Source organism: Flavobacterium erigeronis, assembly GCF_054075165.1.
Map to the genome: position 1 here is coordinate 1 of NZ_JBSKGP010000006.1, position 25,900 is coordinate 25,900.

General features: G+C 33.7%; 25 protein-coding genes, 1 other RNA gene and 1 pseudogene. 16 read left to right on the forward strand and 11 right to left on the reverse strand.

The features are described from left to right. Positions 1-2,363: pseudogene (locus ACWA1F_RS12745) on the reverse strand (SprB repeat-containing protein); the annotation flags it as partial. A gap of 54 nt (positions 2,364-2,417) precedes the next feature. Continuing rightward, complete coding sequence (locus tag ACWA1F_RS12750) at positions 2,418-3,032, reverse strand: COG1470 family protein (protein ID WP_456894083.1); 615 nt, start codon at positions 3,030-3,032, stop codon at positions 2,418-2,420. 496 nt (positions 3,033-3,528) lie between these two features. On the opposite strand from ACWA1F_RS12750, the gene ACWA1F_RS12755 reads away from it, so the two are divergent. The 6 genes from ACWA1F_RS12755 (at position 3,529) to ACWA1F_RS12780 (ending at position 9,093) form a co-directional block, all read left to right on the forward strand. Further along, positions 3,529-4,014, forward strand: a complete 486-nt coding sequence (locus ACWA1F_RS12755; protein ID WP_306161414.1) for a SixA phosphatase family protein — start codon at positions 3,529-3,531, stop codon at positions 4,012-4,014. A 5-nt stretch (positions 4,015-4,019) separates the two neighbouring features. Continuing rightward, the gene (gene ppk1, locus ACWA1F_RS12760; protein ID WP_456894085.1) at positions 4,020-6,098 is read left to right on the forward strand and encodes a polyphosphate kinase 1; all 2,079 of its coding nucleotides are present in this window, start codon (positions 4,020-4,022) and stop codon (positions 6,096-6,098) included. A 33-nt stretch (positions 6,099-6,131) separates the two neighbouring features. After that, complete coding sequence (locus ACWA1F_RS12765; protein WP_125723695.1) at positions 6,132-7,022, forward strand: Ppx/GppA phosphatase family protein; 891 nt, start codon at positions 6,132-6,134, stop codon at positions 7,020-7,022. 19 nt (positions 7,023-7,041) lie between these two features. Then, a complete protein-coding gene (locus tag ACWA1F_RS12770) occupies positions 7,042-7,614 on the forward strand; it encodes a TMEM175 family protein (RefSeq protein WP_456894088.1) in 573 nt (190 codons plus the stop codon). Positions 7,615-7,625: 11 nt separating this feature from the next. Further along, positions 7,626-8,186, forward strand: coding sequence for a Crp/Fnr family transcriptional regulator (locus ACWA1F_RS12775; protein WP_456894090.1), 561 nt, complete (start codon positions 7,626-7,628; stop codon positions 8,184-8,186). A gap of 328 nt (positions 8,187-8,514) precedes the next feature. Further along, a complete protein-coding gene (locus ACWA1F_RS12780; RefSeq protein ID WP_456894092.1) occupies positions 8,515-9,093 on the forward strand; it encodes an NAD(P)H-dependent oxidoreductase in 579 nt (192 codons plus the stop codon). Positions 9,094-9,168: 75 nt separating this feature from the next. On the opposite strand, the gene ACWA1F_RS12785 is transcribed toward ACWA1F_RS12780, so the two are convergent. The 3 genes from ACWA1F_RS12785 to ACWA1F_RS12795 all read right to left on the reverse strand — a co-directional run bounded on the left by ACWA1F_RS12785 (position 9,169) and on the right by ACWA1F_RS12795 (position 11,673). Continuing rightward, a complete protein-coding gene (locus ACWA1F_RS12785) occupies positions 9,169-9,591 on the reverse strand; it encodes a DNA polymerase III subunit gamma/tau (protein ID WP_306161402.1) in 423 nt (140 codons plus the stop codon). Between the two features lie 275 nt (positions 9,592-9,866). Then, the gene (gene dnaX / locus ACWA1F_RS12790) at positions 9,867-10,952 is read right to left on the reverse strand and encodes a DNA polymerase III subunit gamma/tau (RefSeq protein WP_095930549.1); all 1,086 of its coding nucleotides are present in this window, start codon (positions 10,950-10,952) and stop codon (positions 9,867-9,869) included. A gap of 61 nt (positions 10,953-11,013) precedes the next feature. Beyond that, the gene (locus ACWA1F_RS12795) at positions 11,014-11,673 is read right to left on the reverse strand and encodes a hypothetical protein (RefSeq protein WP_456894094.1); all 660 of its coding nucleotides are present in this window, start codon (positions 11,671-11,673) and stop codon (positions 11,014-11,016) included. A gap of 124 nt (positions 11,674-11,797) precedes the next feature. Here ACWA1F_RS12795 and ACWA1F_RS12800 point away from each other — a divergent pair, with 124 nt between their 5' ends. The 5 genes from ACWA1F_RS12800 to ACWA1F_RS12820 all read left to right on the forward strand — a co-directional run bounded on the left by ACWA1F_RS12800 (position 11,798) and on the right by ACWA1F_RS12820 (position 14,636). Beyond that, the gene (locus ACWA1F_RS12800) at positions 11,798-12,595 is read left to right on the forward strand and encodes a hypothetical protein (RefSeq protein WP_456894096.1); all 798 of its coding nucleotides are present in this window, start codon (positions 11,798-11,800) and stop codon (positions 12,593-12,595) included. Positions 12,596-12,762: 167 nt separating this feature from the next. After that, positions 12,763-13,239 (forward strand): BON domain-containing protein, encoded by a 477-nt coding sequence (locus ACWA1F_RS12805; protein ID WP_456894098.1) that lies wholly within the window; start codon positions 12,763-12,765, stop codon positions 13,237-13,239. Positions 13,240-13,245: 6 nt separating this feature from the next. Continuing rightward, positions 13,246-13,617, forward strand: a complete 372-nt coding sequence (locus ACWA1F_RS12810; RefSeq protein WP_456894100.1) for a LysM peptidoglycan-binding domain-containing protein — start codon at positions 13,246-13,248, stop codon at positions 13,615-13,617. A gap of 160 nt (positions 13,618-13,777) precedes the next feature. Further along, complete coding sequence (locus ACWA1F_RS12815; RefSeq protein WP_456894102.1) at positions 13,778-14,257, forward strand: BON domain-containing protein; 480 nt, start codon at positions 13,778-13,780, stop codon at positions 14,255-14,257. 7 nt (positions 14,258-14,264) lie between these two features. Then, positions 14,265-14,636 (forward strand): LysM peptidoglycan-binding domain-containing protein, encoded by a 372-nt coding sequence (locus tag ACWA1F_RS12820; RefSeq protein WP_456894104.1) that lies wholly within the window; start codon positions 14,265-14,267, stop codon positions 14,634-14,636. An 88-nt stretch (positions 14,637-14,724) separates the two neighbouring features. On the opposite strand, the gene ACWA1F_RS12825 is transcribed toward ACWA1F_RS12820, so the two are convergent. After that, positions 14,725-15,018: an SH3 domain-containing protein gene (locus ACWA1F_RS12825; RefSeq protein ID WP_008467915.1), complete on the reverse strand. Its 294-nt coding sequence runs from the start codon at positions 15,016-15,018 to the stop codon at positions 14,725-14,727. 125 nt (positions 15,019-15,143) lie between these two features. On the opposite strand from ACWA1F_RS12825, the gene rnpB reads away from it, so the two are divergent. Both rnpB and ACWA1F_RS12835 read left to right on the forward strand, forming a co-directional pair. Beyond that, an RNA gene (gene rnpB, locus ACWA1F_RS12830) (RNase P RNA component class A) lies at positions 15,144-15,490 on the forward strand. A gap of 29 nt (positions 15,491-15,519) precedes the next feature. Beyond that, entirely contained in the window at positions 15,520-16,770 is a 1,251-nt protein-coding gene (locus ACWA1F_RS12835) for a cation:dicarboxylate symporter family transporter (protein ID WP_456894107.1), read from the forward strand. A 198-nt stretch (positions 16,771-16,968) separates the two neighbouring features. Here ACWA1F_RS12835 and ACWA1F_RS12840 read toward each other — a convergent pair whose 3' ends face one another. The 3 genes from ACWA1F_RS12840 to ACWA1F_RS12850 form a co-directional block, all read right to left on the reverse strand. Next, entirely contained in the window at positions 16,969-17,163 is a 195-nt protein-coding gene (locus tag ACWA1F_RS12840) for a hypothetical protein (RefSeq protein WP_248727465.1), read from the reverse strand. A 97-nt stretch (positions 17,164-17,260) separates the two neighbouring features. Then, entirely contained in the window at positions 17,261-17,947 is a 687-nt protein-coding gene (locus ACWA1F_RS12845) for a response regulator transcription factor (RefSeq protein WP_456894109.1), read from the reverse strand. A 10-nt stretch (positions 17,948-17,957) separates the two neighbouring features. Next, positions 17,958-19,316 (reverse strand): sensor histidine kinase, encoded by a 1,359-nt coding sequence (locus ACWA1F_RS12850; RefSeq protein ID WP_456894111.1) that lies wholly within the window; start codon positions 19,314-19,316, stop codon positions 17,958-17,960. Between the two features lie 140 nt (positions 19,317-19,456). Here ACWA1F_RS12850 and ACWA1F_RS12855 point away from each other — a divergent pair, with 140 nt between their 5' ends. Continuing rightward, a complete protein-coding gene (locus tag ACWA1F_RS12855) occupies positions 19,457-21,571 on the forward strand; it encodes a TonB-dependent receptor domain-containing protein (protein ID WP_456894113.1) in 2,115 nt (704 codons plus the stop codon). Between the two features lie 95 nt (positions 21,572-21,666). Here the strand turns inward: ACWA1F_RS12855 and ACWA1F_RS12860 are convergent, their stop codons facing one another. Both ACWA1F_RS12860 and ACWA1F_RS12865 read right to left on the reverse strand, forming a co-directional pair. Beyond that, positions 21,667-22,272: an RsmD family RNA methyltransferase gene (locus ACWA1F_RS12860; RefSeq protein WP_456894115.1), complete on the reverse strand. Its 606-nt coding sequence runs from the start codon at positions 22,270-22,272 to the stop codon at positions 21,667-21,669. Further along, entirely contained in the window at positions 22,269-23,087 is an 819-nt protein-coding gene (locus tag ACWA1F_RS12865; RefSeq protein WP_306161379.1) for a DUF3822 family protein, read from the reverse strand. Before ACWA1F_RS12865 ends, ACWA1F_RS12860 begins: the two co-directional genes overlap by 4 nt. 404 nt (positions 23,088-23,491) lie before the next feature. On the opposite strand from ACWA1F_RS12865, the gene ACWA1F_RS12870 reads away from it, so the two are divergent. After that, entirely contained in the window at positions 23,492-24,901 is a 1,410-nt protein-coding gene (locus tag ACWA1F_RS12870; protein ID WP_456894117.1) for an ATP-dependent DNA helicase, read from the forward strand. A gap of 134 nt (positions 24,902-25,035) precedes the next feature. Continuing rightward, positions 25,036-25,866 carry a 4,5-DOPA-extradiol-dioxygenase gene (ygiD, locus tag ACWA1F_RS12875; RefSeq protein WP_456894119.1) on the forward strand — a complete coding sequence of 277 codons (831 nt, stop codon included), beginning with the start codon at positions 25,036-25,038 and terminating at the stop codon, positions 25,864-25,866. The last annotated feature ends 34 nt before the right edge of the window (positions 25,867-25,900 follow it).

Sequence of the window (25,900 nt, forward strand, 5' to 3'; positions counted from 1 at the left end):
GCAAGATCAGCCCAGTCGTAAGTGTAAGGTCCAACTCCGCCAGATGCTGTAATGTTGATGGCGCCTGTTGCAGCTCCGAAACATAATACATCGGTCTGAGAAGTTTTAGCTACAGCTACGCCAGAAGCAGGCTGAGTGATAGTTATTGCAAGCGGTGCAGAAGCACATCCGTTATCGTCTTTTACCGTTACAGTATATGTTCCAGCAGGAATATTGGTTCTGTCTTCAGGATCGTTTGTTCCCGCAAGATCAGCCCAGTCGAAAGTGTAAGGCCCAACTCCACCAGATGCTGTAATGTTGATCGCGCCAGTTACGGCTCCAAAACACAATACGTCAGTTTGAGAAGTTTTAGCTACAGCTACGCCAGAAGCAGGCTGAGTGATGGTAACTGAGAGAGCCGTAGAAGAACAACCTTTTGAGTCTTTTACCGTTACGGTGTAAGTTCCAGTTGGAAGTGCTGTTCTGTCTTCAGGATCGTTTGTTCCCGCAAGATCTGCCCAGTCGTAAGTGTAAGGCCCAACTCCGCCAGATGCAGTTATGTTGATCGCGCCTGTTGCAGCTCCAAAGCATAATACGTCAGTCTGTGAAGTTTTTGCAACTGTTACCGCTGCAGCAGGTTGTGTTATCACAACTCCATTTACATTTGCAGAGCAGCCGTTTGCATCAACAACTTTGATGTTGTATGTTCCTGCTGTTAAATTTTGTAAAGTATTTGTAGTTGTTTCTCCGTTGATGTAATATTTAAATGGACCAGTTCCATTGGTTACATTTATTTGAATTTTTCCATCATTTCCTCCAAAACAAGTTACATTACTTGTTGTTCCAAGGGCAACAGTGTAAAATGGAGGCAATACTATAGTAGAAGTTACAAAGTCTCTATTAGCATACCACCAAGTATTTATGGTATTTAAATTACCATACTGTGGAGAGTTATTGTTGTCATCATTAAAACCATTCCATCTATGGCAATTGCCAGGAGGAGTGTTATTAGGTGTGCAGCCTGTAAGGTTTACTTTGGCATCAAATGAACCGCCAGTATACGTAATGGCACTATCATCCCAATAAAATTTTAACACATACCCAGATGGTGCGGCAGGACGAACGGTTGTACAGGAAAAACCATATTGATTTTCCTCAACATCATATATTGGAAAATGGAAAGCAGCTTGCCCAAAAGAAACCACAATAGGTATATTTGTTCCTTGTGCTATAGTATTTCCTAAACCATCTTTTCCATTCCATGGAACACTCACGGCATAGGGAGGTGCTCCCGATGCAGTCACAGTCTGAGTTGTCAATACATCTTTGGTTCCTGGAGTATAAACGCCATCTCCGCCATTAAAGTCAAGAAGTATTTCAATAGTTCCGCTTTTAAAAACGCTAATGTTTATATTGCTTTCACCAATACCGCAATTCGTAATTCCGTTAATTACGATGTTACCATTATACGTTCCGTTTTTCCAGATATTAATATCAGGGTCGTTTAAGAAAACTTCATATTTCGGACTCATTTTTGTAGCATCAGAAGCATTGTAAACACTTTTCTGATCATTAGCCGCATTTCCTGAATTTCCAGGACCGGTATTGTTAAATGCAACATTAAAGTACCAAGGTCTAAAACCTGCACCATTAAAATTGATTTTATTCACAAAACCATTTTGAGTTGCAGCTCCAGTTGTAGAACCGTTATCAGGAGCAAAAACATAGAAAGCTCCAGTAAAATCAATATTAACATTGTTCATTGCAAACGCCCAGCGTTTAGAATAAATACGGCCAGGAATAGATTTTTTAGAACTATTATTTGCTACCGTAATGTCATAATAATTATAGTAAAGTTCTGAGTAACTTGAACTATTACTTTCAAATTCGATCCAGTAATCACCAGCTGGCATTCCCGTCGGGTCAAAAATAATAGGTGTGTAACCAGCAGTAGTAACGCCATCTATTCCATTTGGTCCATTTTGGGCTCTTGAAAGGCGTTGACTTTCATTACCAGTTATGTTTGCAGTAGAGCTGGTCAAGTTATAACTTGCAAAAGCAATAGTACCATCAGGTTTCATGATTCTAAATTTAGAATCTATTTCGTTACTATTATCTGGTGCAGTTCTTCTAGCTCTAGTAAACCCTAAATATACTTTCTCGCTGTTAGGGTTCTGAATTCTGATATACAATCGCTGCACATCTGTCGAACCGTATCTGGCAAAATTTCCGTATTCATCGTTGTTTATAACAAGCGAAGCCCTGTGATTAACATCTGGAGTGGTTTGTTTAGAACCTTCTCCAGCATAAACACTGAAACACAAAGTGCACAATATAAGGCTTAAAAGAATTTGTAATTTGATCTTAAGTGTAAAGTTTTTCATATTAAATATTTTTAATATTGCTGTAAATTAAACTACGGGTAGAAACGTATTCAACTACATTTGAGAGTAGTGGTAAGCATAAATTGTTTTAGGATCCGTTATCTTTTTAAAATTTAAGATGGAGTCGCTAAACCCAATTCCCTTTGTTTTTTTTGGAGGGACATAGGTGTAAACAATTGTTTGGCTTTTGCTTTGAGGACAGGCAGAAGATGTTGCAGTAATCTTAGTGCCATTCCATTGGTCAAGTTTACTTATATCAGCAGGACTGAGCTTTACGTAAAATTCTTTGGTTTCTCCGGGAGCAAGTGTAATTGTTTTCTTTTCCAATCTGTTATTAAACAGTACATTGCTTTTTGAAGAGCTTCCATCTGGATTTTCATTGAAGTCTGAAAAGTTATCAGCAGATAATTGAAAAGTATCTGTTGTGGTTCCAGTATTTTTAATTTGAAGCACAAAAGAGGCTTCCGCACCTGTAAACTTTTGCTCATTAGATCCATCAATCGTGATTTCAGAACCACACGAACCAGACTGAGCAAATGAAACCGTCGTAATCAAGTAGAGTAGCAGTGAAAAAATGTTCTTTTGAAAGATATTTTTCTTTGAGAGAAAAATCATCTTACAATCGCTTACAAATTTCATTGCTTTTTCAAGAGTAGATTTAGTTTTCATAACTTAAGATTTTGTTTTAAACTATTTATGAAATTTTAACAGAATCAAAGTTATATTAGAGTTTTTCTAATATGTTTTTTTTATCTGTAACTAACCTAAAAACTCGTTGAAATGTTGTTTTTTTATAAAAAATTGACCCAAAAAAGCTTTTTTTTAACTCAAAAAAAAAAAATTTTTTCGTACAATTTTTTGCTTTTTTAGTGAAATTGACTTTGTTTGAAGTGATTTAAATATCTAATAATCAAGTATTTAGTTAAAATTTTAAAATATTGCATAATATCGACTAAATACTTATTTTATGGATGAATTACATAAAAAGCATTTTTTTGAATTTGCATTTTGTGTTAATGTTAAAGTTTTGAGAATTATATATTCCTGTTAAATTTTCACTAGAATGTTAACAGAAATAAAAAATAGAAAAGGTTTAAAATAACTTTTGTAAATTAGGAGTTAATTAAAAAAATGACCTGCAATCAGGTTTTAAATTTTGCTGCTTATGAAAAATCTTGTTTTAATTCGTCATGCCAAATCTAGTTGGGAAGCACCGTTGAAAGATTTCGATCGCCCTTTAATGAAAAGAGGAATTTTAGATGCGCATGATGTTTCATTAAATATTTCAGAGTATCTTCCTAAAACGTATATTATTTGGAGCAGTAGTGCCGCGAGAGCTTCAGAAACAGCTTTAATATTTGCGCAAAACCTGTCGTACCCTCTAGAAAGTATCATTTTTAGAGACGACCTTTATACTTTTGATGAGAAACAGCTCGAAAAAGTTATCAAATCGTGTGATAATAGTTTTGAAAGCGTTATTCTTTTTGGACATAACGAGGCTATTACAAATTTTGTTAATAAATTTGGGGATGTTTTTATAGAAAATGTTCCAACTTCAGGTTTTGTATCGTTGCAATTTGATGCCGAAAGCTGGGATACGATCCATAAGGGCAAAACACATAAAACTATTTTCCCCAAAGATTTAAAATAATAACCGTGTACGAACAGAAATATATCGATAGAGAAAAAAGCTGGTTAGCGTTTAATGCAAGAGTACTTCAAGAAGCAGCAGACAATACAGTACCACTTTTAGACAGACTGCGTTTTGTTGGAATTTTTTCAAACAATTTAGACGAATTTTTTAGAGTTCGATACGCAGCCATTCGGCGATTAAGCCTTTCGGGCATTTCTGGTGAAAAATATTTAGGGGGTATTTCTGCCCACCAATTAATTAAAGACATAACAGAAATCGTAATTCAGCAGCAATCTGAAAGTTTACGTATTTTAGGAAATATTGAAGCTGAGCTGGAATCTGAAAACATTTTTATTATAAATGAAACGCAGATTACGCCAAAACAAGAATGTTTCTTAAAAGACTTTTATACCCAAAAACTAAGTCCAGAATTGGTAACAATCATTTTAAATGATTTGGCCGTTTTTCCAATTCTAAAAGATACCTTAGGATATTTGGCAGTTCGTTTAGAATTGGCCAACGATGAGGTTCGTTATGCTTTAATCGAAATTCCAAAAAACATCAATAGGTTTGTTGTACTTCCTTCTGAAGACGAGAAGCAATATGTTATTTTAATTGATGATGTGATCCGTTTCAAACTGAAAAACATCTTTAATATATTTGATTATAAGAGCGTTTCGGCCCACATGATCAAAATTACCCGTGACGCACAATTGGACATTGATAGTGATTTGAGTAAAAGTATGCTCGAAAAAATCGCGACTTCTGTAAAAGACCGCCGAATCGGAGAGCCAGTTCGTTTTATTTATGATAATTTAATTGAAGAAGATACGCTGCAATTTTTCTTAGATAAAATGAAAATTGTAGAAACAGATAGTATAATTCCAGGTGGAAGATACCATAACCGCCGAGATTATATGAGTTTTCCAAACCTTGGCAGATACGATTTGCTTTATAAACCAAATGAGCCTATGCCGGTTCCAGGTTTAAGTTTGGAAGGTAGTATTTTAGAAAAAATCAGTAAAAAAGATTATTTAGTTCACGCACCTTATCAGTCATTTTCTTATTTGACTAAATTTTTGCGTGAAGCAGCTTTAGATCCTAAAGTAACAAGTATCAAAATAACACTATATCGTTTAGCTAAGAATTCGCAAGTAATTAGTTCTTTAATAAATGCCGCTAAAAATGGTAAAAAAGTAGTGGTTCAAATCGAACTTCAAGCTCGTTTTGATGAAGCTTCGAATATCTCGTATGCAGAACAAATGCAGATGGAAGGAATTGAACTTATTTTTGGAATGAAAGGACTGAAAGTGCACAGCAAAATTTGTGTAATCGAAAGATTGGAAGAAGGCAAAAATCGTCGTTACGGATTCATTTCAACTGGAAACTTCAACGAGTCAACAGCTAAAATTTATACAGATGTCACTTTGTTAACCTGCCATCAGGGAATTCTAAAAGATACCTCAAAAATATTTGAATTTTTCGATATCAATTACAGAGTTCACCGATACAAACATTTAATTGTATCGCCACATTATACGAGAACTAAATTTATCAAATTAATTGATCGTGAAATTCTTCATGCTCTTGCAGGTAGAAAAACACACATAAAACTTAAAATGAATAGTTTATCGGATTTTAAAATGATCGATAAACTATACGAAGCAAGTAATGCGGGAGTAAAAATCCAGCTTCAAGTAAGAGGAATTTGTTCTTTAATTCCTGGAATTCCTGGAATGAGCGAAAATATCGAAGCCATAAGTATTGTAGATAATTACCTAGAACATTCGAGAGTTTATATTTTCGGAAATGCTGGTTTAACTGAAGTTTACATTTCATCTGCCGATTTCATGACTAGAAATCTCGATGCAAGGGTAGAGGTAACCTGTCCGATTTATGACCTTGAAATTAAGAAAGAACTAATCGACAACTTCAATATTGGATGGAAAGGAAATGTGAAAGTAAGATATCATTCGTACAAATTAGATAATAAATATAAGCCGAAAAATCATCATGCCCCATTTAGAGCACAATTTGAAACCTATAAGTATTATCAGCATAAAGTAGCAAAGCTAGAAGAGGTTCCTCAAAAAGTAAATTAATAATAAAAACCAATTTCAAATCATAAAGTGAGCATGATTAATATTAGGAAGTTTGCAGCGATAGATATCGGTTCAAATGCCATGAGGCTTTTGATCGCTAACGTTGTGGAACAAGAAGGTAAAGAACCACAGTTTAATAAAAGTTCCCTTGTTCGTGTGCCAATTCGTTTAGGACAAGACGCCTTTACAGTTGGAGAAATTTCACAAGAAAATATAGATCGAATGGTTGATGCCATGAAAGCATTCAACCTTTTGATGAAAGTGCATAAAGTTGAGCGTTATATGGCATTTGCAACTTCTGCAATGCGCGAAGCTTATAACGCAAAAGAAGTAGTGGCTTTAATTAAGAAAAAAGCCGACATTAAAATCGAGATTATCGACGGTAAAAAAGAAGCGGCAATTATTGCTTCTACCGATTTGCATCATTTAATTAAATCTGACGAAACGTATCTTTTTGTTGACGTTGGAGGTGGTAGCACCGAGTTTACGCTGTTCTCTGATGGAAAAATGATTACTTCAAGATCCTTTAAAGCAGGAACTGTTCGTTTGCTAAACAATATGGTTCATGATGTCGTTTGGGATGAAATCGAAAAATGGATTAAAACCAACACAGCAGATTACGACGAAGTTACACTAATCGGTTCTGGTGGAAACATCAATAAATTGTTTAAAATGTCTGGAAAACAGCAGGAAAAACCACTTTCATACATTTATGTGAACTCGCAGTATGCATTTTTAAATTCGCTGACTTACGAACAGAGAATTGCCGAATTGGGTCTGAATTCTGACCGTGCCGACGTAATTATCCACGCAACACGCATTTATTTGAATGCGATGAAATGGAGTGGCGCACGCCAGATCTATGTTCCTAAAATCGGACTTTCTGATGGTATCGTAAAAGCAATGTATTACGGTAAAATTTAATATTTTATATTTTTTGTAAATGAATAAAGGCAGATTAGAAGCTTTTAGTGATGGTGTTTTGGCAATCATTATAACCATTATGATTTTGGAAATTAAAGCACCCGCAGGACACGAATTTGCAGATTTAAAAACGCTTATTCCGAAGTTTTTGAGTTATATTTTGAGTTTTATTTACGTTGGAATATATTGGAACAATCACCATTATTTGCTTCACGGTTTATCGAGAGTAAATGGGAAAATATTATGGAGCAATCTGCATTTTCTGTTTTGGTTGTCTTTAATTCCCGTTTCTACTGCATGGATGGGAGAACATAATTTTGCAAAGCCTGCAATGACATTGTACGGCGTTGTATTGCTTCTTTCTGCAATCTCTTACATTATTTTGCAATATACGATTATGTGTAGTGAAGGAGCCAATTCTGCTTTAAGAAAAGCGCTTAATAAAGATTATAAAGGTAAAATCTCCTTAGTTTTATATGTAATCGGAATTGTAACAGCATTTTACAATCAGTGGGTTTCTGGAGCGGCTTATTTTACAGTTGCAATGTTATGGCTTATTCCAGATAAAAGAATTGGCAAGATTTTTTCTTAAATGAATAACTTATGAAATCTATTTTTCAGTCTATTCAAGATTTTTCTGCGGACGAATTAAATCTTTTAGACGATTTAATTACATTTCGCACCTTAAAAAAAGGAGAACTTCTATTGACTGAAAATCAGGTTTGCAACGAAATAGTTTTTATAGAAAAAGGAATTCTCCGTTCTTTTTTTGTGAATCATAAAGGAGACGAAATCACCAATTGTTTTGCTTTTGAAAATGAATTTATGGCGTCATTTGCCAGTTTTATAACCCAAGAAAAAGCAGAAGAAAATATTCAAGCGCTAACCGATACAGAATTGCAGATTCTAAATAGAAAAGGTCTCGAAAAACTCTATCAATCAGGTTTTAATTGGCAGGAAACGGGCAGAAAATTGACCGAATTAGAATTTGTAAATCTTCATAAGAGAATGATCTCTTTTCAAAAACTTTCAGGCGCACAACGTTATCAAGAATTATACGAAAATCATCAAAAATATCTACAGTTAATTCCATTGCAATATTTAGCCTCTTATTTAGGAATCACACCCAGACATTTAAGCCGAATTAGAAAAGCGGTGGTTTAATTTTCATTCTTTTTAAAAGAAATCTGCGGAATCAATTTACAGCAAACAAAATCTGCATAATCTGCCAAATCTGCGAGAAAAAAAGTATCAAGTGCATAAGATTTAAAAACCAATTTATTGATTTCACTCTCCCAATATATCTCGGCATTTAAGCAGCTTGCTTGATTTTTAAGTTTTATTAAAAATCAAGCAAATCTAAAGCAACAGCAAAATCTCCATAATCTACCAAATCTGCGAGAAAAAAACAGCAAAGAAAGATTAGGCACATTTATAGACATTTGTCCAGTAAAAGAAAATATACGAACAGTATTTTTGAAAAAACTTCGATATGAAAAAAATACTAATTATAAACGGGCACCCAAATCCTGAAAGTTTCAATTTCGGAATTGCAGAATCGTATAAAAACGGAGCCATCGCTTCTGGCGCCCAAATAGAAACCATAACAATTGCTAATTTAAACTTCAGTCCAAATCTTAAATTCGGTTACCAAAAGCGAACCGATTTGGAGCCAGATTTAGTAGAATCATGGGAAAAAATCAAAAGAGCCGATCATTTAGTTTGGATTCATCCCGTTTGGTGGGGCGGACTTCCAGCGATTACAAAAGGATTTATTGACCGATTATTTTTACCTGGAATGGCTTTTCAATATAGAGAAAATTCTGTCTGGTGGGATAAGTTGCTTAAAGGAAAAACAGCTCACATTATCACAACCTTAGATCAGCCAAGCTGGTATTATAGATTGATATACGGAAGACCAAGCGTCAATCAGTTAAAGAAATCAACTTTAGAATTCTGCGGCGTAAAACCAGTAAAAGTCAGTTACATCGGAATTGTAAAAGGGTCCAGTGAAGAACAAAGAAAAAAATGGCTCGAAAAAGTCTACAATTTCGGACTTAGAAATAAATAATTTGAGCAATTTTTATAACAGTAGCAAAGGACATTTAGTGATAAAAAAAATTCGTGAATTCGTGGCGAATAAAAATTAACTATTCAATTCCAATCCAAATGTTGAGCGCAAAAGTTCAATATTTGGGTTGATTTCTAAGAAACGATTATAGCGATCCTGGTCATTAAGAGTTCTCTTCAGTTCTACGGTCTCATTTACAATAACATCAATAGTAATATCATGATTGTGCAGATGCCCTTTTAAATGCCCTAGCAAACCATTTATCATGCCTTCAAATTCAAGTTTAGAACCTTCATTTGGAAGCTCATAAGTAATTGTTGTTCCATTCAAAACTGGATCATTGATCAACAAGATAGATTCCATGATTTTGAAACCTTTTTGCCCTAAACGCTCCGCATATTTGTTCCAATGAAGACGCATATCGGTTTCGTTAAATTCTTCTGTCATAAAAACGGAAGAAGAAGCTGGCTTAACGTACGATTTACTGCTTTCTTCCATTTCTTTTTTCTTGCGGATGCTGGCAAGAGAAAATGCAGAAACTTTTGGAGCACCGCTTGTGTCTGTTTTAGGAGCTTCTGGAGTCTGAACTTTTGGTTCTACAGTAGGAGTTTGAGCTGTGTTTTGAGTATTTGTAACAGTATTACCATTGCCATTTTCCGCAGAAGTTGGAATTTGGGATTTTATATTTGGAATTTCTGTCTTTGAAATTTCGGTCTTTGGACTTACAACTTCAACAATAGAATAACCTCCATTTTTAAAGTAAACAGGAGGAATTATGAATTGCTCAGCTTTTTTTTTTCTCCATCAAAGTTGATAGAGGCCAGTTGCATCAAGCATAATTCTACTAAAAGTCGCTGATTCTGACTTAATTTGTATTTTAAATCGCAGTCGTTTGCAATGTCAATTCCTTTCAATAAAAATTCTTGAGAACACTTTTGCGATTGAGTGGCATACATTTGCTGCGCTTGTTCTCCAACTTCTAATAAAGCAATAGTTGAAGGCGTTTTACTTACTAATAAATCTCTAAAATGCGAAGCCAGACCAGCAATAAAATGATGTCCGTCAAAACCTTTAGCTAGAATATCATTATACGCTAATAAAAGCTTCGGAATTTCATTTTCAAGAAGTAGATCTGTAATAGAAATATACGTTTCGTAATCTAAAACATTCAGGTTTTCAGTTACTGCCTGACGTGTTAGATTAGTTCCGCAATAAGAAACTACACGGTCAAAAATAGACAACGCATCACGCATAGCACCATCTGCTTTTTGAGCAATAATGTGCAGCGCATCATCTTCAAAAACGATTCCTTGACTTTCAGCAACATCAGCCAAATGTTCTTTAGCATCTTTTACTGTAATTCTTTTGAAATCGAAAATCTGACAGCGAGATAAAATCGTTGGAAGGATTTTATGTTTTTCTGTTGTTGCTAGAATAAAAATAGCATGTTTTGGCGGTTCTTCTAACGTTTTAAGAAAAGCATTAAAAGCGGCAGAAGACAACATGTGTACCTCGTCGATGATATATACTTTGTACTGTCCAGTTTGTGGCGGGATTCGAACCTGATCGATAAGGCTACGAATATCATCAACCGAGTTGTTGGATGCAGCATCCAGCTCAAAAACATTAAAAGCAAAATCTTCTGTAGGATCGTCATATCCAGGCTGATTTATCTTTCGAGCCAAAATACGGGCGCAAGTCGTTTTACCAACTCCACGCGGTCCTGTAAATAAAAGAGCAGAAGCCAAGTGATTGGTTTCTATGGCATTCAACAAAGTGTTGGTAATGGCTTTTTGCCCCACAACATCCTTAAAGGTCTGCGGGCGATATTTACGAGCCGATACTACAAATTGTTCCATATTCTCTTTTATTGGATAGCAAATATATGACTTTTGTTTCGTTGTTTAAAACCGATTTTATTTATTTGGCGAAATTCTTTTTCTTCAAAATAACAAAGACTAAACTAAGGAATAATACGATGTTGACAATCAAAGAAATGATGATGTATTTGCTGTATGTTTCCAATTTTGTTGCGATTATTTCTTTATCAGAAATTTCTTTTTGTGCTTTTTTATAGATTCTTAATTTTTCTAATTGATAAATCCAATTTTGTAAATTTCGATTTTCAAAACTCAAATTCCAAGCATAAAAAGTCAATGTTTTTAGTTGGTCTTCTACCTTTTGAGAAATATGGATTTCTGGTGGAGAAGGCATGGAACCACTTCCATAAGGTTTGAATCCAGTACTTGGAGAACAACCGCTCACCTCAATAGTCTTATCATCGTTAAAATCAGCATAAACAATCCAAAATTGTTTTACTGACGGAATAATAGAACAATTGCCAGAGTATTTATGTGTAATGAATTGAGAATTGTATTTCCCTTTAAAAAGTTCAATAATTTTAAAAGTGTAAATCCTTTTTATAGAATCTACTTTTATAACTTCTCCGTAAAATACAATTTCGGCTTTTTTTAATCCAAACTCAACCATATTTTCTCTATCGATCGGTTTACATTCGCAAGAAAAAGAATAATTGTAAAGACATAAAAACAATAAAAGGAAAAAGCATTTTAATTTCATGCGAAGTTTTTTAATTACAATGATAATCTTTTTGAATGATTCTCAGCTAATAAAATAATAGTATTTTTAGCACGAATTTGAATTCAATAACATTTTCTACTCTTTAATTAATCCTAAAAAAAATATGAACGCAAAACAAATTGTCAGATTAAGTAATATTATCGGAATTACATCTATTCTTTTATTGGTTTATTGGGTATTTACCTTTATTGTAATTCAGGTTTTCGGACTAAAAGTGTTTAGAGAAAACATGACCGAAAGCTTTTATTTTAGTATTCTCGGGATTCTTGCACTCATGACAGGATCTCTTATTGTAAACCTGATGTTTAATTTGACAAGAATTGCAGAAAGAAACAATGAAGATGCCGTAAATGCAAAATCTAATAAACGCAAGTTTATTACGTTGCTTTTAATTTTTCCTTTAATTCTGATCATTCTTTTTGGCGGAGATTATTTAACTTCTTCAAAAAAAGAAAAAATGCTGATTGACTCTGCAAAATCAATTGTAGAATCTAACAAATCCAATAGCGATAAACTTTTGAATTACGCTTTTTCTAAATCCTACATTAAAGAAACAACAGGAATTTTAAGAGTTTTATCTGAAACAGATAAAAACTTTCCAGGCGTGACTTTAATTGTAAAAGATTCAATTAAAGACTCTCCTGTTTTTCTTGGTTTTAATGCTTTCTATAATGAAGCTTTGGATAATGATACCATTCAGCCACAAAAAATAAATTATATTTATCAGACTACTAAAGAAGAAAGAATTTATCTGAATGAAGTTTTTAATGAAGATAGCGATAAGCTAAGATACAGTTCAGATAAAGGGAGCTATGAATTATTCTATCCTTATAAAAAGAATGGAAAAACGATTATTATCTATTTTTCTGAGCAGCAACGATATGGTAAATTAGGTAGTTAGATTTATGATAAGCAAGATTTTAAATAAAATTTTAGCTGCTTTAATCATCTTTAAAAGTTTAATCGTAAATAAAAACTTTCTTCGTTCAAAATAAATTGTAAGAATATTTGTAATATTTAGTTGATTGTTGCGTTATGCTAATTAAATAATCAATTAAAAAAAATATTATGAAAACTAAATCTATTTTATTGGGAGTTTGTCTCTCTTTGGCTTTGGTAGCCTGCAAACCGAACGATGGGCAAATTCAAAAAGAAATCACTTCAAAACTAAGTGCTTTTCCAGGTGTTGAAGTTACAGTAACAAAAGGAGTTGCTACTGTTTCTGGAACTTGCAAAGACGATGCCTTTAAACAAAGCGTTGAAAGCATGGTGAAAGGCATTAAAGGAGTTAAATCTGTGGTAAACAACTGCGAAATACCTGCTCCTGAACCAGTAGTAGAATCTACTGTAACTATTAACCCAGATGCTGTTTTGACAACTTCTATTAATAAAGTAGTAAAAGCTTACAGCGGTGTTAGCGCTACAGTTAAGGATGGCGTAGTTACGTTGACAGGAGAAATCAAAAAAGCGCAATTGCCTAACTTGATTAAAAGTGTGCAGGAATTAAAGCCTAAAAAAGTTGAAAATAAGTTAACCATTAAATAAAAAGCCATGACTTTAGTAGATAAATACAGAGAGCTGACAGATTTAGCGGTTAATTTAGGAACGGCAGATCTGCAGGTAAGAGAAGAAGATAATGTCTTGTATATTGACGGAACAGCAAAATCTGCTGATGATAAAGAAAAATTGTGGGAAGCTTACGGAAAACTAGATCCAGACTTTAGATCGGCTGATGTAGTGATGAATATTAATGTAAGCGAAAGTGCTGTAACCGAATATACCGTTAAAAGTGGCGACTCGTTATCAAAAATTGGGAAACAGTATAATGTTTCTTGGCAATCAATTTATGAAGCCAATAAAGACATCATAAAAAATCCAGATTTAATTCAGCCAGGCTGGAAGTTAAAAATACCTACAGCTTAAAAATAATGCAAAGTCCGTCTTTTATGACGGACTTTTTCTTTTTTATTGAATGCATAACGCATCAATTACTGGAAACCATATAATACCTTAGGCATATCTTATAAAATAGTACATCATAATCTGTTTAATTTTAACTAGTTAATTATTAAAAAAATGTATTATGAAAATGAGATCCATTTTATTAGGAATGAGCCTTTGTATTGCCTTGGTATCCTGCAAGCCTAACGATGCCGAGATTGAAAAAGCAATTAGTGAAAAACTTGGAGATACTCCAGAAGTGCAAGTTGCCGTTCATGATGGTGTGGCTACCATCACAGGAACTTGTGAAGATGAAATTTTCAAAAAAAATATTGAAAAAAGCGTAAGAGCTGTTAAAGGCGTGAAATCTGTTGTAAATACCTGTGAACTTGCCAGAGCCAACCAAGAGCCAGCTGCAGCGACTGTTGTAATTAACTCTGATGCAGAATTAGATAAATCGGTTCATAAAGTTGTAGATGCTTATGATGGCGTTAGCGTGACTGTTGTTGGTGGTATTGTTACACTTTCGGGAGAAATTAAAAGAGACAAATTGCAGCCTTTAATGCAAAGTATTCAAGAATTGCATCCTAAAAAAGTAGACAATAAATTAATTATTAAATAAGGAAATTATGAGTTTGCAAGATAAATACAGAGAAGTAACAGATTTAGCTTCAGAACTTGGAGTGTCAAATCTTCAAGTGAGAGAACAGGATAATGTTTTATACATCGACGGAACTGCCCAGTCTGCGATGGATAAAGATAAAATTTGGGATGCTTATAATAAAATTGATCCAGATTACAGATCTGGAGATATGGTAATGAATATTGACGTTGCTCTAGGCGCTACAAAAGAATATACTGTTGAAGTAGGAGATTCATTGTCGAAAATCGGAAAGGCGTATGGTGTTTCTTGGCAGGATATTTTTGAAGCCAATAAAGATATAATTTCAAACCCTGATTTAATTCAGCCGGGTTGGAAACTTAAAATACCGACCGTTTAAAAACTGAAATTCCAATAAAAAAAATCCAAATTCCAATTTCATAGATTGATTGGAATTTGGAATTTTTTAGTTTTAGATTTTAATTTTTTTACCTCCCTCTAATACTCAAATCAAATAAAAATTTTGCTGTTTCTTGATCTGAGTCGGCTGAAAAGCCAGCTACATAGACTCCTTTTTTTCCAGAAGTCGATTTAATTCCGTATACAACTGCCTCATCCGCCGGGTCCGACTCACCCTCGTATCGATACACATGAACAATTTCAAATTTCTCAGGATTCTTTTTAATCGCATCAGCATTTCGATTAAAATCGCACGTAAATCCTTTTTCATTCAATTGATCTAAAGCCTTTGAAACAGTTGCGTAATGATACATTCTTTTCATGATAAACTGAATTTAAAATTATAGATTTCTAAAGATAACTATTTTAGAATTAAAAAGTTAGGATAAAAATCATAAAATCTGAAATTTAAAATCATTATTGTTAGTTCTTAAATCGCTACTTTTGCAGCGCAGACCGCCTTATCGTCGTTCCGATTTATCGGGAGGGAGGAAAGTCCGGACACCACAGAGAAGCATAGCGGGTAACGCCCGTCGGCTCCGTCTCGTTCTTTAAAACGAGACGGGGTTAGGACAAGTGCAGCAGAAAGTATGTACAGGTAATGCTGTAGTGAAACCAGGTAAACTCTATGCGGTGAAATACCAAGTATATCGGCATTTAAGGGCTTCTCGTCCGTTGCCGAAGGGTAGGTAGATTGAGTCCAGTAGTAATGCTGGATCTAGATAAATGATAAGGTATTGTTTCGAATTAAAAACGAGGCAAGAACAGAATCCGGCTTACAGGTCTGCATTTTTTATATATTTGTGAACATCTAACTTCTTTTCATGAATATTACCACTCCAAATTCTTCTGCAAAACCTAAAAAAAGCCTTTTTAGAACCATTGCCACCAATCTTACATTTTGGGTTTTAATTGCCATTATTGCAGGCGTTTTGCTTGGACATTTTTCTCCTGAAAATGGTGTCAAGATGGAATTTCTGGGCAAGAAGTTTATTCAGCTTATTTCTCTTTTTATCGGACCAATTATTTTCCTGACTATAGTTTTGGGAATTTCAGGAATGGGAAACTTAAAGAAAGTCGGCCGAATTGGTGTAAAAGCACTGACTTATTTTGAAGTAGTTTCGACAGTTGCTTTGGCAATTGGCGTAGCAGTTGCTTACATATTTAAACCTGGAAAAATTGACAAATCGGGACTTACTTTTGGTGATGCAAGCCAATATACTCAAGGAGCTGCAAAAGATTTTTCTTGGTTGCAGTTTTTCTTATCCAATTTTACCCTTCAAGTATTACTGGCCGCAATTATCTGCGGAATTGCATTGAATTTTTATCAAAAAAGAGAACAGACGATTTTAGTTTTAGAACGATTTTCCAAAGTCGTTTTCTTCGGTTTAAAATACGTTATGTACCTCGCTCCAATTGGTGCTTTTGGCGGAATGGCATACACAATTGGGAAATTTGGTCTGGCAACTTTAATTCCGTTAGGAAAACTGATGCTTTGCGTTTATTTGACTATGGCGTTATTTGTCTTTTTAGTTTTGGGAAGTATCTTGAAATATTATAAAATAAGTATTCTTTCTGTTTTAAAATATATAAAAGAAGAACTTTTACTCGTTCTCGGAACTTCCTCGTCAGAAGCTGCTTTGCCAAGTATTATGGTCAAATTGGAAAGAATGGGATGCAGTAAATCGGTTGTAGGATTGGTAATTCCGACGGGATATTCTTTTAATCTGGACGGAACTTCGATTTATCTTTCGATGTCAGTATTGTTTATCGCGCAATTGTACGATGTGCATTTGAGTTTCTTCGAAATTCTAACCGTTATCGGAATTCTAATGATTACTTCGAAAGGCGCAGCAGGCGTAACAGGAAGCGGATTTATAGTTCTAGCTTCGACCTTAACAGCTTTGCATAAAATTCCAGTTGAAGGTTTAGCGTTTTTATTAGGCGTAGACAAATTCATGAGCGAAGCCAGAGCCATTACCAATTTAATTGGAAATACAGTCGCAACCATTATAATCTCCAAAACAGAGAGAGACTTCACAGAATTAAATCTTGATCCTGTAGCAGAAGTATAGTCTTTTGCCAATATTTTGTGATGTGTTTTGCCACGAAGGCACAAAGGCGCTAAGTTTTTAAGTCACAACCATACTGATTATGTTAATGATTTTTCTCTCGCAGATTTTGCAGATCTAGCTGATTTTTTTATCTCCATAATCTGCCCAATCTGCGAGAGAAATAAAAACTTTGCGCCTTTGTGCCTTCGTGGCAAGTTTTTAGCTTTCGTCTTTTGTAGTTCGCACCAAGCTGATTCCCGACATGAAAAACACAATTCCTAATATTCCGTAAATAATAAGCGATTTTATATCTCTGGTTTCCCCAGAAGTGCCAGCAAAAATAACGGCTGTATAAATAAGTCCAATGATTCCGAGGATTGTAAGCAATCCGCCGAAAAATCTTTTTAGGTTCATGATTGTTAGATTTAAAAGTTCTCTAACAAAGTTAAATTCCATACAGTTAATTGCTGTTATACAATTGCTTATGAAAAATTATATGATTTGCAGAATGCTATTTTTCAATTTTAAATTCTAAACCAATATTACGCGTACTTTCGATCTTGATTTTCGGATCTGAATTAAAATATTTTCTCAATCTGCTGATAAAAACATCCATGCTTCGTCCAGAAAAATAATCATCTGTTTTCCAGACCGACATTAAAATCTGCTCTCTCTTTAATAATTGGTTATGGTTTAAAAATAAATATTCAATAAGAGAAGCTTCTTTCTCCGTAAGCTTCTGAACATGATTTTTATTATTAAGAGTTAAACGCTCGTTATCAAAGATATAAGAACCAATTTCAATGGTATTGTTTCCGTTAAGCGTTCTCTTTTGTTCCAGTCTTTTTAAAATATTCTGTAAGCGAAGAATTAACTCATCGGCTTCAAAAGGCTTTGCGATGTAATCGTCTGCTCCAAGCTTCAATCCAATGATTTTGTCTTCCTGTAGCTTTCTAGCCGTTAGAAAAATAAAGGGAACTTCTGGATTGATTTTTATGATTTTTTCAGCCAAAGAAAAACCGTCCAATTTGGGCATCATGACATCAAAAACACAAATATCAAAAGTCTGGTTTTTAAAATAATCCAAAGCTATTTCGCCATTTTCTGCCCAAATTACTTCAAACTGATGCAGTTCTAAATATTGTTTTAAAATCGCGGCAAAATCAAAATCGTCTTCGGCTAAAAGTAATCTTTTCAAAATAAGGGAATTAAACTTTTAATAAAATAGTAAACTGAGCACCTTTTCCTAAATCGCTAATAACATTAATCGAGCCTTGATGTGCTTTTACAATTTGATCAACATAATACAAACCAAGACCTAAACCTTTTGTATTGTGAATATTTCCTTGTTCAACGCGATAAAATTTTTCAAAAAGAAGTGCTTGTTTGTTTTTAGCAATGCCAATTCCATCATCTTCAAAACTAATCGAAAATTGTTTTTCGATAATTTTTGTTCTGACAGTAATCGTATTCGAACCATATTTTACAGCGTTTTCTAGTACATTTAAAAATGCTGTCGTTAAATGAAATTTATCCAGCACCAAAATAGTTTTCTCCGTCTGAAAATCAGTTCTAAGATGGATTTTAGGAAAAGTGGTTTTAAAATCATTTACGATAGAAAGCAGAAAATCTTCAGCTTCTATTTTTTCTTTTTGCAATTCAATTTCATTTTCAGCCAGCGAATTGGCCATAACCTGATCAATTAAATTCTGAAGACGATTGTTCTGACGCGAAATAGTATTTACTATCGAATTAAAATTTTCATCGTTATCACGAATGTTCCTCTGCGCTAAAATTTTGGTCGAAATGCCCAAAGTTGCCAATGGTGTTTTCAGTTCGTGCGTAATATTATTGATAAAATCAGTTTTAACGTCGCTTACTTTTTTCTGTTTAATTAAAGCTCTGATAGCAATTACAAAAAGACCAATTAAGGTTGCAATCGAGAACAGCGAAAGAATCAGGATAAAAGTCATTCGTCTCAAAATAATCATTTCCCAATCAATAACAGAAACATACATTGAATCTTCGGTCAATAACTGATATTCGTTATTTTCAAAAGTTCCGTTTGTCGTGCCTACATAACTTCGCACTAAAAAAGCATGGTTTAAAGAAGACAGATTTCCGTACAATTTGTTTTGAATAAAAGGTTTTTCAGAGAAAATCGTATCCGCTTTTTGTTGGTTTTTATACAGAATAAATTTGTTTAGAACAACAGCAAAATCAATTTTGAAATTCGGTAAATCTCTTTCAAATTTTCTTTTAATTTTCTGCGTAATAATGTTCTGAAATTCGGTATTCAAAACACCATTTTTAATATCCAATCGGCTATTTTTCCCCTTCATATATTTTTCTGAAAGGCTTTTGTAGAGCGTTTCTTTTTTAGAAACCAAAGCCGAATCGATATCGCTGTAATTATTGGTGATTTGAGCAATTTCGTTTTTAATCTGCGTATGAAACTGTGCGACTTTGTATTCGTAAGCCGTTTTTACCAAATAACATTGCACCGTCATAAGCACGAATAGCGCTACAACAGAAAATGCGATTAATAAATTGATTCTTTGTTTCATACTCATTTTAAAATCTGGTTCAAAAATACAGCTTTTGCTAAACAAATGGGAGATTAACGCTGTATTAACCTACGATTAACTTTCAGAATTGAGTTTTCAAAGCATTTTTGCAGCAATGCTAACCCAATTTAAATTTTAAAATGAATTTTTATCTGCCCTTAAAATTGCTTATTACGCTGTTGCTTTTCTGCCTTTCTTTTTTTGCGAATGCTCAAAATGAAACGCCAAAAGATTCAATTTCTAAAGAACTGAATGAAGTTGTAATTACTCAAAATAAAAACACGTTTACGAACTCAAACGGAAACATAAAAGTAGACGTTGCCAATTCGGTTTACAATGCAATTCCGAATCCTGTTGATCTAATTTCGAAATTACCGACAGTTCAAGTAAGTGCCAATCGCGAAAATATTTCAGTAGTAGGAAAAGGAACGCCGCTAATTTACATTGACAACCAAAGAGTAGGAATGAACGAATTGAATGCTTTGGTTGTAGACGATATTAAAACAATCGAAATCATTCAGAATCCATCTTCTAAATACGAAGCAGAAGGTCGCGCCGTTATCTTGATTACTAGAAAGCTGAGTAAAAAAGACAGTTTTAAAACTGATATTTCCGAAACCGCTTCTTTCAAAAGGAATTACAATAATTATTTAGGTTTTAATTCGAGTTTTAAAAAAGGGAAACTAGAATGGAAAGCTAACTTTAATTATAATCGCTTAAATCCTTGGGAAAACCATAGTATTGCTTACCAAATTCCGCAAGCCAATATTATTTCAGATTATGATGTATCGGCAACGACCTATCGAAACCAATATATTTTTGGTGGAGGTTTGTTCTATAAAATAAATGACGACGATTATTTTTCTTTTAGTGTAAACGGGAAATCTCAAAACGACACTTTTGATATTAACACCTTTACCTTCAACAAAAATCAAGAGGAAGAAAATAATGTTTTTACATTAAGCGATAATTCAAGCTCAAAGAATTTTATCAATTCATTTGTAAATTATTCAAAGAAAATAAAAGCGATTGACACCAAGCTGTTTGCTGGTTTTCAGTTATCCAATTTTAATCAGCATTTGTGGAGTTTGGTTCAAAATAATTTTAACGAAACAGATTTTCAATTGTCTCAAAACCGAGATCAGAAGTTTAATGTTGATGTTTTTTCGGGTCGAATAGATTTAGAAAAAAAGTTTAAAAACGAAATGAATTGGGAATACGGCGCGCTGTATTCTGCAGCAAAATCAAAATCTGATTATGATATTTTTGATTATGAAAAAAATGAAAGCACAGCTTTTCGATATAATTTTAAAGAAAAAAATGCTGCCGCATATTCGCAGCTTTCGGGTAAAATCAAAAAAGCAGATTTTTCATTGGGACTGCGAATAGAAAATACGAGAGTAAATGGAAAATACAGTACAGAAAGTACGGCGTTAATTGATAAAAATTATACAAATGTATTTCCGAAAGCGCAAATTTCATTTCCAATTGACAGTACAAAAAGCATTAGTATAGATTATTCAAAAAGCATTTCGAGGCCTAATTATTCGGCTCTAAGTATGATTGCGACCTATATAAATCCTTATTTTATTTACGGAAGCAATATCAATTTGGGACCAACATTTATGGATGTAATTTCTACTACTTTCCAATATCATAACAAATCGGTTAAGCTGACTTTGTATCAAAATAAAAATCCAATTTATCAAGATTTTGTTTTTGATAATCAGACCAATGTATTGACTTTTACAGAGAAAAATTTTGAAAAAGAATCGGGTTATAATGTAGAGTTTACGCTTCCTTTTAGCTACAAAATCTGGGAATCGACTAATTCTTTAATTTTTGCAACCAATAAAATTGAAGACAAATTAGCCGTTTTTAATTCTTCTAAAACCTATTTGTATTACTATTCTAATAATACTTTGAAGCTGCCAAAGAATTTTACATTCGTTCTGTCTTTTTGGGGAGCTACAAAACAAAAAGAAGGTGTTTTTGAACGAAATGCAAAGCTAATTTTTGATCTTTCGTTAGCAAAATCATTTGGCAAAAATTGGAACTGTACTTTGAGTTACAATGATATTTTCAAAAACACCATTTACACCGAAAGATTTACAGTCAATAATATAAGTTCGAGAGCCAGATATCTGGTTGATGCAAATGAAATTGCTTTAACGCTTCGTTATTCTTTCGGAAAAATAAAGGATTCTGAATTTAAAGAAAAGAATGTGAATGAAAGTGAAAACCGCATTCGATAAGAATTAGAAATTCCAAAATAAAAATTCCAAATTCCAATCCCATGCTTAGGAAATTGGAATTTGGAATTTAGGATTTGAAATTTTATTTTTTAAAATTATCCTTCGTCTTCCTCAGATTCTTTTTTAGAAATGTCGTGCGGTAATTCTTCATCGTCGTCGGTAGAATTTAGTTCGAAGAAACTAAAAAAAGAACCGCCATAACTTTTCTGAAACGAAAAATTACTCATATGATCGAGTTTGGTATATTTAGAATGCTCGATAATCATCATGCCGTCGTCTTCCAATAATTCTTTTTCAAAAACAGTCGAAACAATTTTCTCAAAAGTAGCCTGATCCAATCCGTAAGGCGGATCTGCGAAGATAATATCGTAAGTCGTTCTGCAATTTTCTAAAAATTTAAAAACATCGCTTTTGGTTGCGGCAATATCAAAATCATATTCTGACGAAACCTGTTTGATAAATTTAACGCATCCAAAGTCACCGTCAACTGACGTAATAGGAGCACTTCCGCGTGAAGCAAACTCATAGCTAATGTTTCCCGTTCCCGAAAATAGATCTAAAACCTTTAAACTGTCAAAATTAAAATGATTATTCAAAACATTAAACAATGCTTCTTTACTCATGTCAGTCGTAGGTCTTACAGGTAGATTTTTTGGCGGAAAAATTCGGCGTCCTTTGTATTTTCCTGAAATGATTCTCATGATTGAAATAAGATATAATGTTTTTGATTTTGAGCGGCTGTAAAATTGTTTCTTTCCTGAAGTTTAGTAACATCTAAGAAAGAAATATGGCGTACATATTTGTAAGCGATAGCATAAAAAGGATCATTTTCTGAAATAGTTCCTAATAATTCTAATTTGAAACTTTCCGGATTCATGCTCATTTGTTCTGCTGTAAATAAAATATAGTAGATAAAATCTTCTGGAGTTACGTATTCAAAAGAATTAAACAGCAAAAGTTTCTGATTTTGCACCACGATAATTTCGAAATTACCTGGATTAAAATTGACGATCATTTTCTTGTCGTCGTTGTTTCTTGAACTGTCTAGAATTTTTTCGACCAAAATACTATTGGCGTGTTTATAATCAAAAGACCCCACATTATCGATCAGGAAATTGTTGATATTCACATGTGGAATATAAACCGAATTCATCTGATAATTAGGAATTTGATCAAAATTAAAATGGTCTGTTTCAAATACTTTTGTAGTGTATTGCAGATAACTTCCTAAATAATTTTCATCAAACAAAGCAGTCGGAACAAAAGTCGAAAGGTTATTGTTATGAATAACCATTACTTCATCGTAAGTGTTTTTTAATTCAGGATTGTTTTTGAAAGCATCACTGAATAAATCCTCAATTCGATGTGTTTTGGAAGTATCAAATTTTATTTCTTTAAAAGAAGTAATAATATTATTTAAAGTATCAAAACAGCAATAAGAAAATCCAGTCAGAGAAACCTGAATAGAAAGTTTTCTGTAATTTTTTGAAGTAATGTTAGTGTTTTGTAATGACATAGTTGATTTACAATTCGTTACCTGTTTTAAATCAAGAAAGAATTTAAGCGACCACAAACTTACAAATTAAAAAGGAACAATTATAATTGCAATTTCGAAAAACAATTTCAATTAAACTTAAAAGAAAGGTTAAGAAAAGGTTTGGTTAAGGTGCTTTTGAACCATATAAGTGCATATAAGACATTTAATAGAACGCTGATGACGCAGATTCGCTATCGCGAAGACGCTGATGAAACGGATTTCTTTTAGTAAAATGCTAAAAAAATTAGCGAAAATCCGCGTCTTTGCGATAGCAAATCCGTTTTATCCGCGTCCAATATATATGCATTCCAGCCTAAATTAACTTATATAACTTATATGGTTTAAAAAAATAAAAGCCGAACTTTGTATTTCAATATTACTTTATGAATTCTGCACAGTTTTACGGCACTTTACAAAAACGATTTCCTTTTGCACCAACTTACAAACAGGATATTTTTTTTCAGAAAATAGCAATCTTTCTTACCGAATCTCAAAACGACACCATTTTTGTTTTGAAAGGATATGCCGGAACGGGAAAAACGACCGTTATTTCTACCATTGTCAATAATTTGGGCGACATTAATAAAAAATACGTTTTGCTAGCTCCGACGGGACGCGCGGCAAAAGTAATTGCCAATTATTCGAATAATCCAGCCTTTACAATTCATAAAAAAATATATTTTCCGAAGAAAGCATCTGGCGGCGGAGTGGCTTTTACAAAGCAGGTCAACAAGCATAAAAACACCATTTTTATCGTCGATGAGGCTTCGATGATTTCAGACAGCACTTTAGACAGCGGATCGCTTCTCGACGATCTGATTAATTATGTGTATTCTGGAAACAATTGCAAAATGATACTTTTGGGAGATACCGCTCAGCTGCCTCCCGTTAATTTAGATATAAGTCCGGCGCTTGATATTCAGACTTTGGGCGTTCATTATGATAAAGAAATCGAACATATCGAATTGGACGAAGTAATGCGTCAGGAAGAAAGTTCGGGGATTTTGTACAATGCAACCGAATTACGCGAATTATTGAAGGAAAGTTTTATTACGGAATTTAGATTCAATGTCAAAAAGTTCAAAGACATTGTTCGTTTGACGGACGGTTACGATATTCAAGATGCCATAAATACGGCCTACAGCGATTGGAGCATTGAAGATACGGCGTTTATTGTTCGTTCTAATAAAAGGGCAAATCAGTACAACGAACAGATTCGAAGCCGAATTTTATTTAAAGAAAGCGAACTTTCGGTTGGCGATTTCCTGATGGTGGTAAAAAACAATTATTTCTGGCTAAAAGAAACAGACGAAGCTGGATTTATTGCCAATGGAGATATTATTGAAGTTCTGGAAATGTTCGGTATCAAGGAACTGTACGGATCTAAATTTGCAAAAGTAAAAATTAGAATGGTGGATTATCCGAACCAAAAACCTTTTGAAACGGTTTTGATTTTAGATACTTTAACCAGTGAATCTCCATCTTTAACCTACGAAGAATCGAATCGTTTGTACGAAGAAGTGATGAAAGATTATGAAGATGAACCAACGAAATACAAGAGATTCCAGAAGGTAAAAGAAAACGAATATTTTAACGCATTACAGGTTAAGTTCTCTTACGCCATTACTTGTCATAAATCGCAAGGAGGGCAGTGGAATACGGTTTTCATTGAACAGCCGTATCTTCCAGACGGAATTGACCGCGACTATATCAGATGGCTTTATACTGCTATGACACGTGCCAAAAATAAGTTATATTTGATAGGCTTTAAAGACGAGAGTTTTGAGGAATAAAAACACGAATTTCACAAATTAGCACGAATTATTTTCACACCAGAATTAGTGCAAATCGGTGCAATTTGTGTTTAATTTTTTTACATTTTAAAAATTCGACTAATTTGTGCAATTCGTGGCAAAAAACAACTGCAATGACAACACTAAACGACTTACATTCGATTTCATCTGCGTTTTCGAATACCGATAAAATGCCGGTTCTGTTTTTAGGACACGGCAGCCCGATGAATGCTATTGAAGAAAATCAATTTGTGGCGGGTTTTCGCAATCTGGCAAAAACATTGCCGCAGCCCAATGCTATTTTATGTGTTTCGGCACATTGGTTTACAAAAGGAACAAAAGTGACCGCAATGGAAATGCCAAGAACGATTCATGATTTTGGAGGTTTTCCGCAAGCGCTTTTTGATGTCCAATATCCTGCAAAAGGAAGTCCAGAACTGGCTGTAGAAACACAGAAGATTTTAGATCCAGTTATAGTCGAATTAGATGAACATTGGGGATTGGATCATGGTGCTTGGAGCGTTATTAAACACTTATATCCAAATGCAGACGTTCCTGTAATTCAGTTGAGTATTGATTATACTAAATCGGGACAATATCATTTTGAATTGGCTCAAAAACTGCAAGCACTTCGTTATAAAGGCGTTTTAATTATCGGAAGCGGTAATATTGTGCATAATCTTCGAATGGTCGATTTCAGAAATTTTGATAAAGATAATTATGGTTACGATTGGGCAATTGAAGCGCGAGAAACGATAAATAATTATTTGCTGGACGGAAATTTTCAGCCGTTAATTGATTTCGAAAAAATGAATAAAGCCGTTCAATTGGCAGTTCCAACTCCAGAACATTATCTTCCGCTATTGTATACTTTGGGTTTAAAAGATAAAACAGATGAATTGGATTTGTTTAATGATAAATTATTGGCAGGTTCTTTAAGCATGACTTCTGTAAAAATCATGTAAAACTTAGTGAATCTCTGTGGAAAATCTTTGCGAA

Excerpts from the sequence above, each read along its gene's own strand:
- ACWA1F_RS12850 (WP_456894111.1), bottom strand. The coding sequence starts at position 19,316 with ATGAAACAAAGAATCAATTTATTAATCGCATTTTCTGTTGTAGCGCTA.
- ACWA1F_RS12765 (WP_125723695.1), top strand. The coding sequence starts at position 6,132 with ATGATTAATATTAGGAAGTTTGCAGCGATAGATATCGGTTCAAATGCC.
- ACWA1F_RS12870 (WP_456894117.1), top strand. The coding sequence starts at position 23,492 with ATGAATTCTGCACAGTTTTACGGCACTTTACAAAAACGATTTCCTTTT.
- ACWA1F_RS12795 (WP_456894094.1), bottom strand. The coding sequence starts at position 11,673 with ATGAAATTAAAATGCTTTTTCCTTTTATTGTTTTTATGTCTTTACAAT.
- ACWA1F_RS12860 (WP_456894115.1), bottom strand. The coding sequence starts at position 22,272 with ATGAGAATCATTTCAGGAAAATACAAAGGACGCCGAATTTTTCCGCCA.
- ACWA1F_RS12865 (WP_306161379.1), bottom strand. The coding sequence starts at position 23,087 with ATGTCATTACAAAACACTAACATTACTTCAAAAAATTACAGAAAACTT.
- ACWA1F_RS12825 (WP_008467915.1), bottom strand. The coding sequence starts at position 15,018 with ATGAAAAGAATGTATCATTACGCAACTGTTTCAAAGGCTTTAGATCAA.
- ACWA1F_RS12780 (WP_456894092.1), top strand. The coding sequence starts at position 8,515 with ATGAAAAAAATACTAATTATAAACGGGCACCCAAATCCTGAAAGTTTC.
- ACWA1F_RS12815 (WP_456894102.1), top strand. The coding sequence starts at position 13,778 with ATGAAAATGAGATCCATTTTATTAGGAATGAGCCTTTGTATTGCCTTG.
- ACWA1F_RS12800 (WP_456894096.1), top strand. The coding sequence starts at position 11,798 with ATGAACGCAAAACAAATTGTCAGATTAAGTAATATTATCGGAATTACA.
- ACWA1F_RS12755 (WP_306161414.1), top strand. The coding sequence starts at position 3,529 with ATGAAAAATCTTGTTTTAATTCGTCATGCCAAATCTAGTTGGGAAGCA.
- ACWA1F_RS12770 (WP_456894088.1), top strand. The coding sequence starts at position 7,042 with ATGAATAAAGGCAGATTAGAAGCTTTTAGTGATGGTGTTTTGGCAATC.
- dnaX (WP_095930549.1), bottom strand. The coding sequence starts at position 10,952 with ATGGAACAATTTGTAGTATCGGCTCGTAAATATCGCCCGCAGACCTTT.
- ACWA1F_RS12835 (WP_456894107.1), top strand. The coding sequence starts at position 15,520 with ATGAATATTACCACTCCAAATTCTTCTGCAAAACCTAAAAAAAGCCTT.
- ACWA1F_RS12840 (WP_248727465.1), bottom strand. The coding sequence starts at position 17,163 with ATGAACCTAAAAAGATTTTTCGGCGGATTGCTTACAATCCTCGGAATC.
- ACWA1F_RS12805 (WP_456894098.1), top strand. The coding sequence starts at position 12,763 with ATGAAAACTAAATCTATTTTATTGGGAGTTTGTCTCTCTTTGGCTTTG.
- ACWA1F_RS12855 (WP_456894113.1), top strand. The coding sequence starts at position 19,457 with ATGAATTTTTATCTGCCCTTAAAATTGCTTATTACGCTGTTGCTTTTC.
- ACWA1F_RS12775 (WP_456894090.1), top strand. The coding sequence starts at position 7,626 with ATGAAATCTATTTTTCAGTCTATTCAAGATTTTTCTGCGGACGAATTA.
- ACWA1F_RS12750 (WP_456894083.1), bottom strand. The coding sequence starts at position 3,032 with ATGAAAACTAAATCTACTCTTGAAAAAGCAATGAAATTTGTAAGCGAT.
- ygiD (WP_456894119.1), top strand. The coding sequence starts at position 25,036 with ATGACAACACTAAACGACTTACATTCGATTTCATCTGCGTTTTCGAAT.
- ACWA1F_RS12785 (WP_306161402.1), bottom strand. The coding sequence starts at position 9,591 with ATGGAAGAAAGCAGTAAATCGTACGTTAAGCCAGCTTCTTCTTCCGTT.
- ACWA1F_RS12820 (WP_456894104.1), top strand. The coding sequence starts at position 14,265 with ATGAGTTTGCAAGATAAATACAGAGAAGTAACAGATTTAGCTTCAGAA.
- ACWA1F_RS12810 (WP_456894100.1), top strand. The coding sequence starts at position 13,246 with ATGACTTTAGTAGATAAATACAGAGAGCTGACAGATTTAGCGGTTAAT.